We start from the raw sequence: 16,454 nt of genomic DNA, 5'->3' as shown, positions 1-16,454 counted from the left end.
AGGTGTGTAAATATATGAGCCAGAATCATCTCAACAGAATTTTAAAGAGTGATCAAAATCATTTAAGTTGAAACACCGTGAGTTTTTAGTTATAACACGCTTAATAATAAGCACTTTTATAGATCATTTCTCGGGACAAATATTACGTTCAGCTTTAGATTGGTTACAAAAAGAAATCATAATACCCTTTCAATAGCTCTGCATTTGGTCGCAGCATTATTTTGGCTGGACGCTTTTTATTTCATTCATTTTCAATTTGCTTGTATTTATTTGTTTCCCAAGCAGCTGGATCCCCCCCACTCAGATTCAGAGTAAAACCTTTGATGAAATCACCGTTGAAGTTAGTAAAGGATGAATCAATGCCTTGAAATTTAAACAACAGCATCATTTATGGATCGCAAACTGCGCATTGATGGGAGAACCTGTTCAAACACTATGTGACCAGACATCACATCGTCACCAATTTACGGCAAAGCAGGTCGAGGTTTACTATTTGGAGCGTATTTTTTTGAACCTAAAAAATGCAAAAAAGGAGGCATTTATTCATCAGATCACATTAGCTAATCCACGTCAGCAGCACTTAGATATGACCTATAGCTCGACCACAGCGAATTTTTGAGCAATGGAAAAAGCATCAGCTAGCCCCTCTTTATGTTCTACAAACACTCATAGGTTTCAATCTATGGTGGTTGCTGACAATTGTAGGCATAAAAATAAAAACGCGGCTACAGCTCAAATAATCTTTTCTATATCTCTTTTTAGAATAAGTAAATCAATAATCAAGACAACGACTTATATGAAAACGTCATAAGATATGCACGTTTTTTGATATTTTGGCATATAACAATGTTTGGTCCACTCGAATTTATTCTCGCAGGTGTTTTAGTCGGTTTTTGTGTGGGAATTACTGGTGTAGGTGGTGGTTCATTAATGACGCCGATCCTCATCAGCCTTTTCAGAATTGAACCACACATTGCCATTGGTACAGACTTGCTCTATGCAGCAATTTCAAAATTTTGTGGTTCATTTGTACATGCAAAAAAACTAAATATTGTGTGGCCAATTGTGCTTTGGCTTGCAATTGGCAGTATTCCAGCTTCCTTTGCAACGCACTGGGTACTCGATAACTATTTAAGCCAGTCTACCCACTACAAAGCCGTGCTCACCATAGTTTTAGGCTTCATGTTGACCATTACAGGTTTATCGATTGTCTTCCGTAATCAAATTGAAAAATTCTTCAACAAATTACGTAAGGATGAACTCCCAGACATGACTGAAGACTTAGAAAAAGTTCAGCTTCAAACCAGCAATAAACGTAAGTACATTGTGATGATGGGTGTGGTTCTTGGGGTTTTCGTAACACTGTCATCAGTCGGCGCAGGTGCTTTCGGAATCATGGCTTTGGTGATTATGTTCCCAAACCTACCAATGATTCGTATTATTGGTTCTGACGTTGTGCATGCGGTGTTACTTACTTTCGTTGCAGGTATGGGTCATATGACTTCAGGCAACGTCGACTTCCACCTCCTTATGTGGTTATTGGTGGGTTCTATTCCAGCAATTATTATCGGAACACTGATTAGTTCACGCCTTCCTGAAAAAATCATCCGTAAAGTGTTGGGTATTACCCTGTTTGCACTGGGTGTGAACTTCATGTTGAATCCGATCAAAGCCAAACCTGTGAAGCCAGCCGAAACCGCTCAAGTTGTTCAAATTTCAACAGTTAAAAATGCCTCAGTGTAGGCATTCTGATTTAAAATAAACCTAAGATTCATCACTTTTTTTTCAAAGATTCATTCGACTTTTTTATAACCTTTTATCAGCTAAACCGTGTTATATTCAGCTTATAAAGCAACTTAATACGATCGAACCAGTGACGGCAATGAATACTCTACAGTCAAACTCTATTACCCAAAACGACATCGATGACGTGAATTTACAAAGCATTCATCCGCTAGTTACCCCTGCGGAATTAAAAACTGAATTGCCTCTCACTGAGTCTGCATATCAAACTGTACTTCACGGTCGTGAAACGATTCGCAATATTTTAGATGGTAAAGACAAGCGCATTTTTGTGGTGATTGGTCCATGTTCAATTCATGATCCTGTCGCTGCTCACGAATACGCAGACCGTCTAAAAGTTTTAAGCGATAAAATTAAAGACTCAATCTATATCGTAATGCGTGTTTATTTTGAAAAACCACGTACCACAGTGGGTTGGAAAGGTCTGATCAATGACCCTGACATGAATGACTCATTCAACATTGAAAAAGGTTTACGCATTGGTCGTAAGCTTTTGGTTGAGTTAAATGAAAAAGGCTTGCCATGTGCGACTGAAGCACTCGATCCAAACTCACCACAGTATTACCAAGACTTAATCTCTTGGTCAGCGATTGGTGCACGTACCACTGAAAGCCAAACACACCGTGAAATGTCTTCAGGTTTATCTTCACCTGTAGGTTTCAAAAATGGTACAGACGGTGGTTTAACTGTTGCAACCAATGCAATGCAGTCTGTTAAACATGGACACCACTTCTTAGGCCTAAACAACCAAGGCCAAGTCTCTGTGATTCGTACTTCAGGTAACCCGTATGCACACGTGGTACTTCGTGGTGGTAACGGTAAGCCAAACTACGATGCAGGTTCTGTAGCAGAAGCAGAAGCAGCATTGGCTAAAGCGAAAGTCAGCACCAAAATTATGATTGACACCAGTCATGCAAACTCGAACAAAGACCCGTTCCTTCAACCACTTGTTCTGAAAAATATTACCGAACAAATTATTGATGGAAATAAATCTATTATCGGCATTATGGTTGAAAGTCACCTTAAAGGTGGTCGTCAGGAAATTCCTGAAAACCTATGCGATCTTGAATACGGCAAGTCAGTAACCGATGGTTGTATTGACTGGGATACCACAGAAAAGGTATTACTAGAGATGCACGAAGCACTCAAAGACGTTTTACCGAACCGTTAAGTTTTTAAAACGCCATCTTCGGATGGCGTTTTTCATTCTAAGATTAAGAAATAATTATGAACGCTATTGAAACACACTTAAGCCAAACACTTAACTTTCAATTTATCCACGAGCATTTGTTTACTTCTGGACAACCGACTGCTGAGCAATTACAGCAAATTAAAGAGTATGGCGTAAACACGGTCATCAATCTTGCGCTCAGTAATAGCAATAACTATTTAGCGAATGAAGATCAAATCTGTTTAGAGCTCGGTTTGAACTATATACAAGTGCCTATTTCATGGGATACACCATCTGATGATCAATGCTTATTGGTCTTAGATATGATTGATCATTTGGTGCAAGAACAAACTATTTGGGTCCATTGTTCAGAAAATTATCGAGTCAGTAGTTTGATGTATTTATATCGTCAATATTATATGAATATCGATATGCCAACCTCACATGAAGCCATGCATCAAATTTGGGAACCGAATGACACATGGACAGGTTTAGCTCATGCTGTTGCCTTACAACTTCAAGGTCGTAAAGCAACACAAGAATTAAAGCTCGCGATGATCAATCCTGATCATTTTGCGTGAGAAATCAGCACTGTAGCTGTAGATAAAATACCTTCCTGACGACCCGTAAAGCCCAGTTTTTCCGTGGTCGTTGCTTTAATGCTAATCTGCGTGATTTCAACATCAAGAACGTCTGCAATGCTTTGGCGCATCGCTAAATTATGCGGTGCCAACTTCGGACGTTCACATGCCACAGTAATGTCAGCATTATTTAACTGATAACCACGATCTAAAATGAGCTGATAGACATGTTTGAGTAATACTCGACTGTCTGCCCCTTTAAAGCGAGGATCGGTATCGGGAAAATGCTGACCAATATCGCCTAAAGCCAACGCACCCAATAATGCATCTGTTAAAGCATGCAAAACCACATCACCATCTGAATGTGCTTTTAAGCCGTGTGTATGTGGAATTTGAATACCTGCCAGTGTGACAAATTCCCCCTCTTCAAAAGCATGTACATCAAGCCCCTGTCCAATTCGAATATGTGCAACCATGCTCAGTTTCCTTTAAGAAATAAATGATTGAAATCTTGTATTCACGCTTTCTCTTTCGCTATAGTTACAAGCAGCGCAACATAGTGAAAGTATAAGCGATCATGCTGTTGAAAACCGACATAAAACTTATGAAAAAATTTAGTATTTTAGTGTGTCTAAGTTGTCTTTGTACCAGCTTTAGTTATGCTCAAGTCATTGACTGTGATGATCCTACTTCATCTAGCCTTAAAAAGATCTGTAGCGATCAATTCAAAGACATTCGACAAAAATTAGACACGCAATCAATGACTGCTTTTTTAATCAGTGATGCGCCGCAGCGTTTATTGGTCGATACCCATCAGCTATGGTTAAACCGCCTACAGCAGTGTAAATCCTTAGCTTGCTATCAGCAGCAGATGGATTTTAGAATTGATGATCTCAACTTCTATACATCGTTAAATCAAAGTTTGACTCAACATTATTTGAAATTTGAACATGGGGTCATTGCCAAACAACCTGTGCATCTACAAGTGCATCAGCTCTCTAAAGATAAAATTAAGATCGAAGGTATTGCATATCGTAGTCCCAATAACCGAATAGAAACCCAAACCATTTCATTTTTGGCCTATACAACACCAGACCAAAAACAAAACATTACTGATAATGAAAACAACTGTCACTACCAGTTCAACTTTCAAAAAGCCATTCTTTCTGTAAAAAGTGAAAGTAAAGCATGTAATCGTTTTGTCGGTTTGTACCGTGTTTATGACTAAGCTAGCAAACAGATCAACGTAATGAACATCGGGAGGCTAAAGTCGTGCAAGTACTCAAGCAATGCTGTAACCTCCTAGAACAAAAAAAATTGACCATTGCCTTTATCGAAAGTGCCAGTTCAGGTTATCTATCCAGTCAATTTTCGATTTATAAACATAGCGGAGCTGACATTCTACTCGGTGGACTGGTCAGTTATGACCCCAGTATCAAATGTGAAATTTTAAAGATTGACCCTGCACTTATTCAGCAATATACAGCAGAGTCGATTGTAGTCACTGAAGCTATGGCGCTTCATGGGCATCGACTGTTTGGTCATGCCGATATTATTGTCTCCTGTACAGGTTTGCTCAAACCTGGTGGAAGTGCGACGCCTGAAAAACCTGAAGGCACCTTTTATATTGCCATTCATTATCAAAACAGTTTAAGTACTTACCATTATTTACTACTGGGCAGTGCACTCGAGCGACTTGATCAACTTACGAAAAATGTCGCTCAAATGGTCATTGAACGTGTTCAAAATGCTTAAATCTTTACACTAAATTTGATTTTTCTACATTTAGAACCCTTAAACTGAACCATAATCAATAAAAATGTGAAGCGCTTCATGATGAAAATAATCCATTCTCTACTTTTCAGCACCCTATTTTTTTCAAGCCATAGTTTTGCAACTGTAGGGGGACCACAAAATATTGAAGTTTTAGGACTCGATCAAGCTGATCAAAAAATTTATGTGATGCGACATTATGTAGATGGTCGTGGTCGTTTACCACAATTGTATTATTATCAACTCAACAGCAAAACACCCTCTAAGCTGATTGAAGTAAAATCGTTATATATCAATCCAAAAACTCAAAAAATTGACTATGATCAAGACAGTCAGAAGTTTGACCGTGACATTGCAAAAATAAAAAAACGACTCAAAGCTTTAACGCCGATTCCACCCAAGCAGGTTAAAATTCAAGTCATCAGTAAAAAGACTTCAAAAGAACCCTCTTGGTATGACGCTAAAGTCTCCATCCCGAAGTTTAGCTATCAATATGAAGTGAAATACAGCAATTTGAAAAGTCCCGTACAAAAGGCGGTGGACTATAAAAATGGCATGCGCATTTCGCAAAGTTATAAAGTTCCGAATCAACAAAAAGTGCTGGTAACAGTTCAATATCTCGGGATTCCTTTTGAAACAGGTTATAACATTGAAGATCCTGTTTTATTGATGCCTAAAAAATAAAACCTCAGAAGAGGGAAAGCCAGTCAGTTAATAAGTTGCCTGGCTTTTTTTAAATTCATGATGTTATTCGATACATGGAAACGTCATCCGCAACTGTTCAAGGCAAAACTATTTTTAAAAAGTAAGTTTTCTGCGATTAATTAATCAATAAAAGGAATTTGGCGAGTTTTGCAGATGACAAATGCTTTTGATTACTTTGGGCTTATCCAAAGTAATAGATGAGCTCCAAGTATATGATTTAAAATAGAAGACTCCGTCGTGCATAACTAAAAGGCTAAGGTCTTTACTTCTAAAACCCTTTACTGACTGGCATTACTCTGAAAAGGCTTTTTTATAATGTATCAGAGCTTTACATTAAGCCGCTGAACGTTCATCAATCGGCACCACTTTACGTAGCTCAGGCCCCGTATATAGCTAAATTCTAAAAACACTAGCACATGGAAACATCTGTAAAACCTCATTTCCTATGGTTTTAGGTGTGATAATAAATTAAGTATTCAGCTATAGTGCGCACTTGGTCGAATAATACGTTGAACCAATCTACCCAATTTAATGTCGCAAGTTGTACATCTGCTAAACCTTGCCAATCTGCTTTTAAATATTCAATCACTTCTGTTTTGTATAAACCATTTACCGTTTCAGCCAAAGCATTATCATACGAATCACCAGTCGTGCCGACTGACGCTCGTAAATTTGCTGCCTCTAGACGATTTGTGTAGCGAATAGAGAGGTATTGCACACCTCTGTCTGAATGATGAATTACATTCTTTGACATACCTCGATCATGCAATGCTTGCTCAAGTGCATCGAGCACCATATCTGTATTCATCCGTGTAGATACTTTTCATCCAACAATTGCTCGTGAGAACACATCAATAATAAAGACGCTATCTCATCTCAGAATATTGACTCTCCAACAAACCCGGTACGGTTCACATCGTTTTAATCTTAAGTTGATGGCTGTAGTCAAGGATGAAGTGATACTTCACTCGGGCTGGCTTGCAAAGTACCTTGCGGCCTTTTTTAAGATATCTCGCTCCTCTTCTGTTTGTTTAAGCTGACTTTTAAGCCGTAGAATTTCTTTCTTTTCTTCAAGCAGTTCATGTTCATCATGATTGTTGTGTAATGGATGTACAGCTTTAAGCCATTTATAAATACTGTGCTGTGATACACCTAAACGTTCTGCCACATCAATGACAGATTATCCTCGTTCAGTAATCAATTTTACAGCTTCATCTTTAAATTCTGGGTATAACGTTGTCCACTCATAATGTTTTCTCCTATGCAAAAATAATAGATCATATTTGTCTAGGAGAGTGGTGGTAGTCCAAAAGATGGTTATGTGTGTCTAGAATTTTGGTGACTATTCACATTTCTGTTCCATGATTTATGGTTACTTATGTTACTATGTCAGGGACGATACAAGAATTAAGGTAACTTATGAAAATAGCGAATACGAAATTACTAGCTGGTGCTTGTATGGCCCTAACTTTAACTATGCTTAGCCCTGCCGTACTTGCAAATGATAACAATGATATACAAAAGACTGTTGTAGTTAAGTTTGCAAAAAAAGCTTACTCTGCAAATTATTACGGAAGGCTAGATGGATACAAGTATGATTCCTACAAATTTTATGCTAAAAAAGGGCAAAAGTTAAAAGTGAAGTTGACTGGAGGAAATGTTGAAACTTACTTATGGGGTAATCAATTAAAAGACTCCATCAATCTTGGAGAATATTCTTCAGATCTTGATGATAATGGTATTTATATTTTACCTGCTTCAGGTGAGTATGAAATTAGAGTATTACAACCTAGATCACAGGCAAGAAAAGATAAAAAACCTCAATACTGGATGAATATTAACATTAAATAAAGACTTGCTAGATTCGTTTAAACTTTTATACAAGGGTTCAAAAACTATTGCCAGTTAAGCGGGGCGTGATTTTTACGTGTATGTGTTTATGTTAGTAAAATGATGCAGTTTACTTGTTTAATACCCCGAGAAATAATTTAATCTTGCTGTGCGTTAGTCACGTTTCTTTCTTTCAAAAGTTGATTATATATTTCAACCTAACCGTCGTAATATTCAAACTCTTCTGATAGGAATTTGCAGTGAAAGAATAGGCGAAACTTGTCTTAAATAATGGTAATTCCTTATCTTTAAAATAGAGAACGCCCGATGAAATTCATTGGGCGTTTAATTTAAATAAGTGTCAGCTTATTTTTTTAACTAGATGTACTTGTCAATCACGACTCTTTTTCTAAATTGCCTTTAAAAAATCAATCTTACTATTTTTGACTTTTCACACCATTTTGTTCAATTTGTACTGCGGCTTGCCAGCTAGGTAGTTGGCTTAAACCCGCTACATAACGTTGGATATGAGGATAATTTTCACCTTGTCCCATATGATGAACTAAAGCATGTAGTCCAAAGCCCATCATAAAGTCAGCACCGGTTAAACGGTCTGCCACTAGAAATTCTTTATCTTTTAAATATTTATTTAAATAGCTAAATACTTTATCGAACTCAACTTGAGTATAATTTTCTAGAAATACCAACTTCGTACCCTGCTTGGTTTCTATCGCATTAAACGTTTTTAATAAAAATGGCAGCATGGCAGAGCTTTCTGAGAAATGAATCCACTGTAGATAATCGACATAGGTAGGTTCATCCATATCTGGTGCTAAATGCGGCGCAAGTTGCTGAATTAATAACTCAACGATTGCGCCTGACTCTGCAATAACTTTGCCATCCCATTCCAATACTGGAGATTTCCCTAAAGGATGGATGGTTTTTAAAGAGTCAGGGGCCAAATGCGTGTTTAAGTCACGATAATAGCGTTTCAGCTCATAAGGCTGCTTGATTTCTTCAAGTAACCACAAAATGCGAAAAGAACGTGATTGATCTAAATGATGTAGTGTAATCATGATAATTCCTAAATTTTTACAACGACTTTGCCAAAGTTTTCGCCTTTCAACATACCATTGAAAGCATTGATCGTGTTATCTAAACCTTGCACCATATGCTCTTTATATTTGATTTTTCCGTCTTTCAACCATTCAGACATTTGCTGATAGAATTCCGGATACTGACTGCCATAATCATCAAAAATAATAAAGCCTTGCATGCGAATACGCTTTTTTAAAAGGGTGGAAATAAAGCCCGGTAAACGGTCTGGCCCTTGTGCTTGCTCGGTAGCGTTATACTGGGAAACCACACCACACACCGGTACACGTGCCGCAGAGTTAAGCAATGGCCATACCGCATCAAACACTTTACCCCCTACATTCTCATAATAAATATCAATACCGTTGGGAACTGCTTGTTGTAATTGTTCTGCAAAATTTTCATCATGATGATTGATACAAGCATCGAAGCCGAGTTCTTCTACTGCATAACGGCATTTTTCAGGCCCACCTGCGACGCCAACCACGCGACAATCTTTAAGTTTGCCAATTTGTCCAACCGTAGCACCAACAGGTCCCGTTGCAGCTGCAACGACTAATGTTTCACCGGCTTTAGGCTGACCAATGTCCAACAACCCCATATAAGCAGTAAATCCTGGCATTCCCAAAATACCCAATGCCCAAGATGGATGTTCAGGTTGCATACCTAAGCTTTGACAGGCAGACCCATTAGAAATTGCGTAGCCCTGCCAGCCATTTCCTGAAAGAACCCACTCGCCTTCTTTGAATTTTGGGTTTTTAGAGGCCACCACTTGACTGACTGTTCCACCGACCATCACTTCGCCAATTTCAACCGGCGCTGCATATGAAGGAGCATCACTCATGCGACCACGCATATAAGGATCGAGTGACAAGTAAATGGTTTTCAACAATATCTCGCCTTGTTTAAGTTCATTGAGCTCAACTTGCTCAATACGAAAATCGCTGTGTTTTGGCTCACCTACTGGCCGTTTAGCTAAAACGATGCGTTGGTTAATAACTGTTTCCACTCGCATAACTCCATGTTTTGTATAAAAGTATTTCTATTGATAATTGAAACTGTTGATTAAAACGTCTTTACATCAATTGTAGATGAGTTATAATAAAAAAAAATACGACTGGTCTATTTTTTACAATAGAGTAAATAATTAATATGAAGCCTACCCCTATTAAGAAGTCTGAAGCGAAGCGTTTACACATTCTTAACACCAGTTCAGACCTGATTTTGCATAAAGGTTTTACCGGTGTAGGATTACAGGAAATTTTACAGAGCTGTGAGATCCCTAAAGGCTCGTTTTATCATTATTTCCAATCTAAGGAAGCTTTCGGATGTGAATTGGTACAGCATTATGTGGATAATTATCAAGTCCGTTTAAATAATGTATGGCGTAGCGATAAATCCCCTTATCAAAAGCTGATTGAGTATTTTAATTTATGGATAGAAGATCCTGAAACACAGTGTGGTTGGGCGGATAGCTGTTTAATTGTGAAACTTGCCGCAGAAGTTGCCGATCTATCTGAAGATATGCGCTCCATTATGTCCGCTGGCGTCGATGATGTAATCCAACGTATTGCTGGTTTAATTGATTTGGGTAAACAGGATCAGTCTATCCAAGCAGATACTGAGGCCTCGACGTTGGCACAAGTACTTTACCAAATGTGGTTAGGTGCAGCATTACTGAGTAAGTTGCAAAAAGATAAAACACCATTACATCAAGCTCTAAGAGCAACTAAATTTCTATTAAAAAATGAAGATTCATAAAAATTAAATTAAATATCAATCACATAATTAATGACAGCAGCCCAATGATGACTTATTAATGTGTTGCTATTAGATCAATTTACAATCCATGAGTATAGCGCACAATGAATTCTCCTTCTAAAGCCCTCATGACTCGTATTTTAGTTGGTTATTTAGGCTTATATCCCACACTATTACTGGTTCTCACTTTATTAAAGCCAATTACTCAGCATCAAAGTTTCCCGATGATGGTGTTGATTGAAGTCATAGTATTAGTGCCAGTAACGCAACTGATTTCTTTTCCACTGGCTGGTTGGCTCATTACACAGCTAAAAAATTTTAAGAATTTGTTTTAACAAGAATTTATGCTGGCAACAGCAATCCTAAGTCCTTATTTTGCCAACTACAAAGGTTGGCAAAATAACTCACTTAGTCGAGATTAATCTGCGTAAGCTGGATAATCAATATAGCCTTTTTCCGTCCCACCATACATAGTGCTTGCATCTACTCCATTCAATGGCCAGCCATTGGCGATGCGATCGGGTAAATCTGGATTCGCAATAAATGGGCGTCCAAATGCAATTAAATCGGCCAGTCCTGCCTCTAAAATTCGAGTCCCTCTTTCTGCCGTATATCGACCTGCATAAATAATCCGACCACTGAAAGTGTCTCTGACATCTCTACGAAAATCATGAGGAAGTTCTGGTGCATTATCCCAGTCAGCTTCTGCAATAGATAAATAGGCAATCCCAACTTCTTCAAGTATTTTTATGGCTTCAATATAAGTCACATGTGGATCATCTTCAACCAACCCTATGTAAACACGATCTTCCTCTGTACTTTCAAATAGCGGGGCAAAACGCACTCCTAAACGATCTGCACCAACCACCTCAGCAACTGCCTCTACTACTTCACGTAAAAAACGCAAACGATTGTTTAGTGATCCACCATATTCATCTTCACGGTGGTTACTATGTGCAGAGATAAATTGATTCACCAAATAACCATTTGCACAATGAATTTCAACCCCATCAAAACCAGCAGCCAAGGCATTGCGTGCTGCTTGAGCATAGAGTTGCACTAATTCTTTAACTTCTGCATTGCTTAAAGCACGTGGCATTGAAGGATCAGCCAAGGTCCCAACATTAGGCCCGGTCTCAATAAACACTTTAACATTGCTATCAGCCCTAATAGCCGAGGGTGCGACCGGTGATGCATGATTGGGTTGCAAAGATGTATGTGAAACACGCCCAACATGCCAAAGTTGTGCAAAAATTATGCCTCCTTTAGCATGCAATGCTTCCGTCACTTTACGCCATCCAGCAATCTGTTCAGGGCTTTAAATACCGGGAGTCCAAGCATAGCCTTGTCCACGTGGCTCGATTTGCGTACCTTCGGTGACCATAAATCCTGCCCCGGCACGCTGTTGATAATAGGTTGCCATTAATTCATTTGGAATATTACCTGGCTGACTACTGCGCGACCGTGTTAATGGTGGCAATACAATACGGTTTTGCAAAACATAAGGGCCTAAGCTTAAGTTCTGAAAAAGTTTGCTGTCTTTCATTTCATTGTATCCAAGTAATCATGACTTAATTGATCTAAATTAAAAAAATACCCTTCCTTCCTGTATATAGAAAAAATAAAGGAAGGAAAGCTATTAACTCAGGCCCTTCACCATTAAATGAGGGTTATTTTGCTTATTACACCAGTTGCTCAGAGTCAGAAGTTTTATTCATTGCTAAGCACCACAACACAAACTAGCCACTCTTTATTTCAACAATTGAAGTAATGCTGAGGCAGTTGCAGCAGAAGATGCTGGATTTTGTCCAGTAACCAGCAAGCCATCTACTTGAACATATACTTGCCAATCATCCACTTTAGAATAATGACCACCGTTTTCTTTAAGCATGTCTTCGACTAAAAATGGTACAATTTCAGTCAAACCTACAGCGGCTTCCTCAGTATTGGTGAAACCAGTCACTAATTTACCGCTAACTAAAGGCGCTCCATTACTCGCTTTCACATGACGAAGAACACCTGGGGCATGACACACTGCTGCAACAGGTTTGCCAGACTGAATCGCCTGTTCTATCAGAGAAATTGAAATCGGATCTTCTGCTAAATCCCACAATGGGCCATGCCCGCCTGGATAAAACACTGCATCATAATCAGCTACAGAAATTTCGCTAAGTTTATGCGTCTGTGCCAATGCTTGCATTGCAGTTGGATCTGCTTCAAAACGATGAGTGGTTTCAGTTTGTGCTTCTGCTAAATTACTTTTCGGATCTAGTGGTGGCTGCCCACCTTTAGGCGACGCCAGCGTAACTTCAGCACCAGAGTCAATAAAGGTGTAATACGGTGCAGCAAGTTCTTCTAACCAGAAACCTGTTTTCTTACCAGTATTGCCAAGTTGATCATGTGAGGTTAAAACGATTAAAATTTTCATGTTATTTCTCCGATATTTTTCAGGATTGAGGAGCATTGTTGCATGATCACTTGTCGTGTAACGTGACCATGACAGATACGCTTATTTAGATACTCGTCTCGAGAATTTGGCGACTGATCTCTAATGAAACAGTTTTATGTTCGCCTAGCTGTGTAAGATTGTGTGATTTAAGTTGCGTAATGATGATCTCAATATCTGTCTCCCCCAATCCATAATCGCTAAGACGGGTCGGCAATCCAAGTTGCTCAAAGAAGGCTCGAGTACGAGCAATAGCAGTATCAATACGTTGTTCTTCATCACCTTCGACAATCTGCCAGACACGAGCCGCATATTGTAGTAATTTTTCTCGCTTCTCTTGACGACGTACTTGTAGATTGGCCGGCAACACAATTGCCAAGGTACGAGCATGATCAATACCATATAAAGCCGTGAGCTCATGTCCAATCAAATGGGTTGACCAATCTTGTGGTACACCAGCTCCAATTAGCCCATTCAGCGCCATGCTGGCGGTCCACATCAAGTTGGCACGCGTGTCATAGTCTGCCGAATCTTCCAAGATTTTCGGTCCAATCTCAATCAGAGTTTGCAATAGACCTTCGGCAAAACGATCTTGTACTTGTGCATTGACAGGGTAAGTTAAGTACTGTTCCATGACATGAACAAATGCATCGACCACGCCATTTGCTAACTGGCGCGTCGGCAAGCTAAAAGTTTTATTCGGATCGAGTACGGAAAATTGTGGAAAAACATAGGGACTGCTAAATGACAATTTGGCTTGGGTCGATTTTCTGGTGACTACCCCACCGCTATTCATTTCTGAACCAGTTGCTGGAAGGGTGAGTACACTCGCAAAAGGCAAAGCTTGAGTAATTTTAGTACCATGGGTTTCTAAAATCTCCCATGCATCCCCTGTATAATTGACTGCTGCTGCAATAAATTTAGTACCATCAATTACCGATCCACCACCGACAGCCATCAAGAAATCTATCTTTTGTTTTCGAATCAGCTCTACAGCTTTCATGAGGGTTTCATAACTCGGATTCGGCTCAATTCCGCCAAATTCATGAATTTCTCTTGGACCTAATGCTTCACGCACCTCAGCTAAAGTACCATTCTTACGTGCACTTTCACCACCAAACAACATTAATACTTTTGCTTCTGTAGGCACATAGTCATTGATTTTAGCTATTGTATCGCCACCAAAAATAATGCGGGTCGGATTATAAAAGTTAAAATTCAGCATATTTTTATCCTAGGATGATCAACTAATTGATTTGAAAAACCACCGTTATTCATCAAATAAACTTTAAAAAATTGGACAACACTGCGGCTTTTGCCTACACCATGTGGTGACTATACATAAAAATAGACCAGTCGTCTATTTTTATAAAAATTATTTCAGCTTGCAACTTTAGTGATGGTTAAAAAATCCAGGCTTGTTCTATACCGCTTTTATTATTGATGTATTTTCACGAGCGATTGTTGGATGAAAGGTATCAACACGTATGACTACTGACATGGTCATGAACGCATTGGCTAAAACAGTGGTGATTGAATATTTAAAGCAGATTGGCACGGTTTAGCAGATGTACAAATGCGACAGTAAATTAGATATATTGGTTCAATATAAAGCATGTACATGGGTGCATTCGTTTATTTACCCTGTTTTGATATTGATCCATGTAAATGATGAAATTAAGCCATTAAATAAAGTAGCCCAACTTGAATAAAAAGCCTCCGACAAACCTCAAAGGGTTGAAGTGCTGTCTTTCATTCGAAATTTCAGGCAGCACTTTCATACATTTAGGCGTCAGTATGAGCTGGTAGTTTACTAGCTAAAACATCTACTTTTTCAATTGATGGTGGCTCTGAAAATAGCTCATCGGCCTGAGCCATCAAAGCAGCTGCAACCTTGCCAGATAAATGTGCTTCGCGACCCGCCTCATCAGGAAATGCATCAAAAATACCAAATGTTGTAGGTCCAAGACGTAGGCCAAACCACGCAACTGTCGCAGGTTCTTCCATTACAATAGGTAAACCGGCTTTAAGGAAAGCTTCCACTTCGTCTTCTTTACCCGGTTTAGCTTCAAGGCGGACATATAAAGCTGTTTTAAGCATGACTAAGACTCCACAATTGATTAGAATTAAAACGATTCTGACATTGCTAATGGATGCATGTCAGAAAGTTTTGTTGTATAAAAGTTAAAAAAAATCCCATAGCTGAGCCAAAATCTGGTTTTTTTATTTCGGCATAATGCTATGAATTTATTCAAGTTAATACCATTAACATTTGAATCAGAAAATTAAGATATGAGATGATTAAATTCAATCTTAGTTATATAAGGATCAATTGATTCACCCTTAGATTTATAAGCTGACCTCTTCATCTGGAAATTATATTGCTCAAGAGACATTCAAGAACAACATATACATCCTCATATCTATGAAAGTTATTTAGCTAGGAATTTGCTGTGAAACTCTAGATGTTTCTCTATAAAGCTCGCAATGAAGTAATAGCTATGGTCATACCCTTCTCTTAGGTTAAGTGTAAGAGGATATTCTTGTTCCAAACAAATATCACTAAGAAGCTTAGGCTTTAACTGTTCTTCAAGAAAATCATCAGCTGTTCCCTGATTGACTAAAATAGGTAAATGAACTTCAGCGTTTTTGATTAATTCAATCGCATCATAGCTTTTCCATAAAGTTTCGGTTTCACCTAGGTAGTGTGTGAAAGCCTTTTTCCCCCAAGGTACTTGGCTAGGTGCAACAATTGGTGCAAAAGCAGAAATACTTTTATACAGCTCAGGGTTTTTTAAACCAATTACTAATGCACCATGACCACCCATGCTATGCCCCATAATGCTTTGGACTTGGTTGGTCGGAAAATTCAGGTCAATCAGATTTCTGAGCTCTTCCACAATATAATCATACATTTTGAAATGCTGTGACCAGGGTACTTGTGTTGCATTCACATAGAATCCTGCGCCTTGGCCTAAATCATAATCTGCATGATCTGGTACATCCTCTCCACGTGGGCTGGTATCTGGTGCAACAATAATGACTTTATGTTCAGCCGCATACTTTTGTGCTCCGGCTTTAGTAATAAAGTTCTGTTCGTTGCAAGTCAGTCCTGATAACCAATATAAAACTGGCAACCGCTCATCTTTGTCATGTGGTGGCAGATATATTGAGAATTTCATTGAACAGTTTCTCTGTACACGACAAAAATAGATAACTCATTGAAATAATGTCACAATAATTGTTTTCTAACGACGAATACTATGACACATCTCAATGAGTTATATCT

16 protein-coding genes and 5 pseudogenes are annotated in these 16,454 nt (G+C 38.7%); 11 read left to right on the top strand and 10 right to left on the bottom strand.

Going from position 1 to position 16,454, the window contains the following annotated elements:
* Positions 1–364 precede the first annotated feature (364 nt).
* The 4 genes from ACG9ZB_RS08360 (at position 365) to ACG9ZB_RS08345 (ending at position 3,555) form a co-directional block, all read left to right on the top strand.
* Entirely contained in the window at positions 365–619 is a 255-nt protein-coding gene (locus ACG9ZB_RS08360) for a hypothetical protein (protein ID WP_419325317.1), read from the top strand.
* A gap of 227 nt (positions 620–846) precedes the next feature.
* Positions 847–1,743, top strand: a complete 897-nt coding sequence (locus ACG9ZB_RS08355; protein ID WP_419325316.1) for a sulfite exporter TauE/SafE family protein — start codon at positions 847–849, stop codon at positions 1,741–1,743.
* Between the two features lie 139 nt (positions 1,744–1,882).
* Entirely contained in the window at positions 1,883–2,974 is a 1,092-nt protein-coding gene (locus ACG9ZB_RS08350) for a 3-deoxy-7-phosphoheptulonate synthase (RefSeq protein WP_010326598.1), read from the top strand.
* Positions 2,975–3,030: 56 nt separating this feature from the next.
* A complete protein-coding gene (locus tag ACG9ZB_RS08345) occupies positions 3,031–3,555 on the top strand; it encodes a protein tyrosine phosphatase family protein (RefSeq protein WP_419325315.1) in 525 nt (174 codons plus the stop codon).
* On the opposite strand, the gene ispF is transcribed toward ACG9ZB_RS08345, so the two are convergent.
* Positions 3,543–4,031: a 2-C-methyl-D-erythritol 2,4-cyclodiphosphate synthase gene (ispF, locus tag ACG9ZB_RS08340; protein ID WP_004979990.1), complete on the bottom strand. Its 489-nt coding sequence runs from the start codon at positions 4,029–4,031 to the stop codon at positions 3,543–3,545. The two genes, ACG9ZB_RS08345 and ispF, sit on opposite strands and share 13 nt — an antisense overlap.
* 101 nt (positions 4,032–4,132) lie before the next feature.
* Here ispF and ACG9ZB_RS08335 point away from each other — a divergent pair, with 101 nt between their 5' ends.
* The 3 genes from ACG9ZB_RS08335 (at position 4,133) to ACG9ZB_RS08325 (ending at position 6,012) form a co-directional block, all read left to right on the top strand.
* Entirely contained in the window at positions 4,133–4,783 is a 651-nt protein-coding gene (locus tag ACG9ZB_RS08335; RefSeq protein WP_419325314.1) for an A1S_1983 family putative colistin resistance protein, read from the top strand.
* Positions 4,784–4,827: 44 nt separating this feature from the next.
* Entirely contained in the window at positions 4,828–5,310 is a 483-nt protein-coding gene (locus tag ACG9ZB_RS08330) for a CinA family protein (RefSeq protein WP_419325313.1), read from the top strand.
* An 81-nt stretch (positions 5,311–5,391) separates the two neighbouring features.
* Complete coding sequence (locus tag ACG9ZB_RS08325) at positions 5,392–6,012, top strand: aminotransferase (protein WP_419325393.1); 621 nt, start codon at positions 5,392–5,394, stop codon at positions 6,010–6,012.
* A 529-nt stretch (positions 6,013–6,541) separates the two neighbouring features.
* On the opposite strand, the pseudogene ACG9ZB_RS08320 reads toward ACG9ZB_RS08325, so the two are convergent.
* Positions 6,542–6,901 (bottom strand): annotated as a pseudogene (locus tag ACG9ZB_RS08320) (DDE-type integrase/transposase/recombinase); the annotation flags it as partial.
* A 46-nt stretch (positions 6,902–6,947) separates the two neighbouring features.
* A pseudogene (locus ACG9ZB_RS08315) lies at positions 6,948–7,281 on the bottom strand (transposase); the annotation flags it as partial.
* Positions 7,282–7,452: 171 nt separating this feature from the next.
* Here ACG9ZB_RS08315 and ACG9ZB_RS08310 point away from each other — a divergent pair.
* Positions 7,453–7,884, top strand: a complete 432-nt coding sequence (locus ACG9ZB_RS08310; protein WP_419325312.1) for a PPC domain-containing protein — start codon at positions 7,453–7,455, stop codon at positions 7,882–7,884.
* A 416-nt stretch (positions 7,885–8,300) separates the two neighbouring features.
* Here the strand turns inward: ACG9ZB_RS08310 and ACG9ZB_RS08305 are convergent, their stop codons facing one another.
* Both ACG9ZB_RS08305 and ACG9ZB_RS08300 read right to left on the bottom strand, forming a co-directional pair.
* On the bottom strand, positions 8,301–8,939 hold the full coding sequence (locus ACG9ZB_RS08305; protein WP_419325311.1) for a glutathione S-transferase family protein: 639 nt from the start codon (positions 8,937–8,939) through the stop codon (positions 8,301–8,303).
* 8 nt (positions 8,940–8,947) lie between these two features.
* Positions 8,948–9,967, bottom strand: a complete 1,020-nt coding sequence (locus ACG9ZB_RS08300) for an NADP-dependent oxidoreductase (protein WP_419325310.1) — start codon at positions 9,965–9,967, stop codon at positions 8,948–8,950.
* A gap of 143 nt (positions 9,968–10,110) precedes the next feature.
* On the opposite strand from ACG9ZB_RS08300, the gene ACG9ZB_RS08295 reads away from it, so the two are divergent.
* Positions 10,111–10,719: a TetR/AcrR family transcriptional regulator gene (locus ACG9ZB_RS08295; RefSeq protein WP_419325309.1), complete on the top strand. Its 609-nt coding sequence runs from the start codon at positions 10,111–10,113 to the stop codon at positions 10,717–10,719.
* A gap of 104 nt (positions 10,720–10,823) precedes the next feature.
* On the top strand, positions 10,824–11,054 hold the full coding sequence (locus ACG9ZB_RS08290; RefSeq protein WP_001087973.1) for a hypothetical protein: 231 nt from the start codon (positions 10,824–10,826) through the stop codon (positions 11,052–11,054).
* Between the two features lie 83 nt (positions 11,055–11,137).
* On the opposite strand, the pseudogene ACG9ZB_RS08285 reads toward ACG9ZB_RS08290, so the two are convergent.
* The 3 genes and pseudogenes from ACG9ZB_RS08285 to ACG9ZB_RS08275 form a co-directional block, all read right to left on the bottom strand.
* A pseudogene (locus ACG9ZB_RS08285) lies at positions 11,138–12,265 on the bottom strand (alkene reductase).
* 204 nt (positions 12,266–12,469) lie between these two features.
* Positions 12,470–13,147 (bottom strand): type 1 glutamine amidotransferase domain-containing protein, encoded by a 678-nt coding sequence (locus tag ACG9ZB_RS08280; protein WP_419325308.1) that lies wholly within the window; start codon positions 13,145–13,147, stop codon positions 12,470–12,472.
* Positions 13,148–13,232: 85 nt separating this feature from the next.
* Positions 13,233–14,390 carry an iron-containing alcohol dehydrogenase gene (locus tag ACG9ZB_RS08275; RefSeq protein WP_419325307.1) on the bottom strand — a complete coding sequence of 386 codons (1,158 nt, stop codon included), beginning with the start codon at positions 14,388–14,390 and terminating at the stop codon, positions 13,233–13,235.
* Between the two features lie 184 nt (positions 14,391–14,574).
* Here ACG9ZB_RS08275 and ACG9ZB_RS08270 point away from each other — a divergent pair.
* Positions 14,575–14,877 (top strand): annotated as a pseudogene (locus ACG9ZB_RS08270) (hypothetical protein); the annotation flags it as partial.
* Positions 14,878–14,950: 73 nt separating this feature from the next.
* Here the strand turns inward: ACG9ZB_RS08270 and ACG9ZB_RS08265 are convergent.
* Together ACG9ZB_RS08265 and fghA are read right to left on the bottom strand one after the other, a co-directional pair.
* Positions 14,951–15,265: a putative quinol monooxygenase gene (locus ACG9ZB_RS08265; RefSeq protein WP_032056236.1), complete on the bottom strand. Its 315-nt coding sequence runs from the start codon at positions 15,263–15,265 to the stop codon at positions 14,951–14,953.
* 332 nt (positions 15,266–15,597) lie between these two features.
* Positions 15,598–16,356: pseudogene (gene fghA, locus ACG9ZB_RS08260) on the bottom strand (S-formylglutathione hydrolase); the annotation flags it as partial.
* Between the last annotated feature and the right edge of the window lie 98 nt (positions 16,357–16,454).

Source organism: Acinetobacter johnsonii, assembly GCF_048551975.1.
GTDB classification, from domain to species: domain Bacteria; phylum Pseudomonadota; class Gammaproteobacteria; order Pseudomonadales; family Moraxellaceae; genus Acinetobacter; species Acinetobacter johnsonii_A.
Note: the sequence above shows the minus strand (reverse complement) of the source record. Positions and strands in the feature narration are given on the sequence as shown.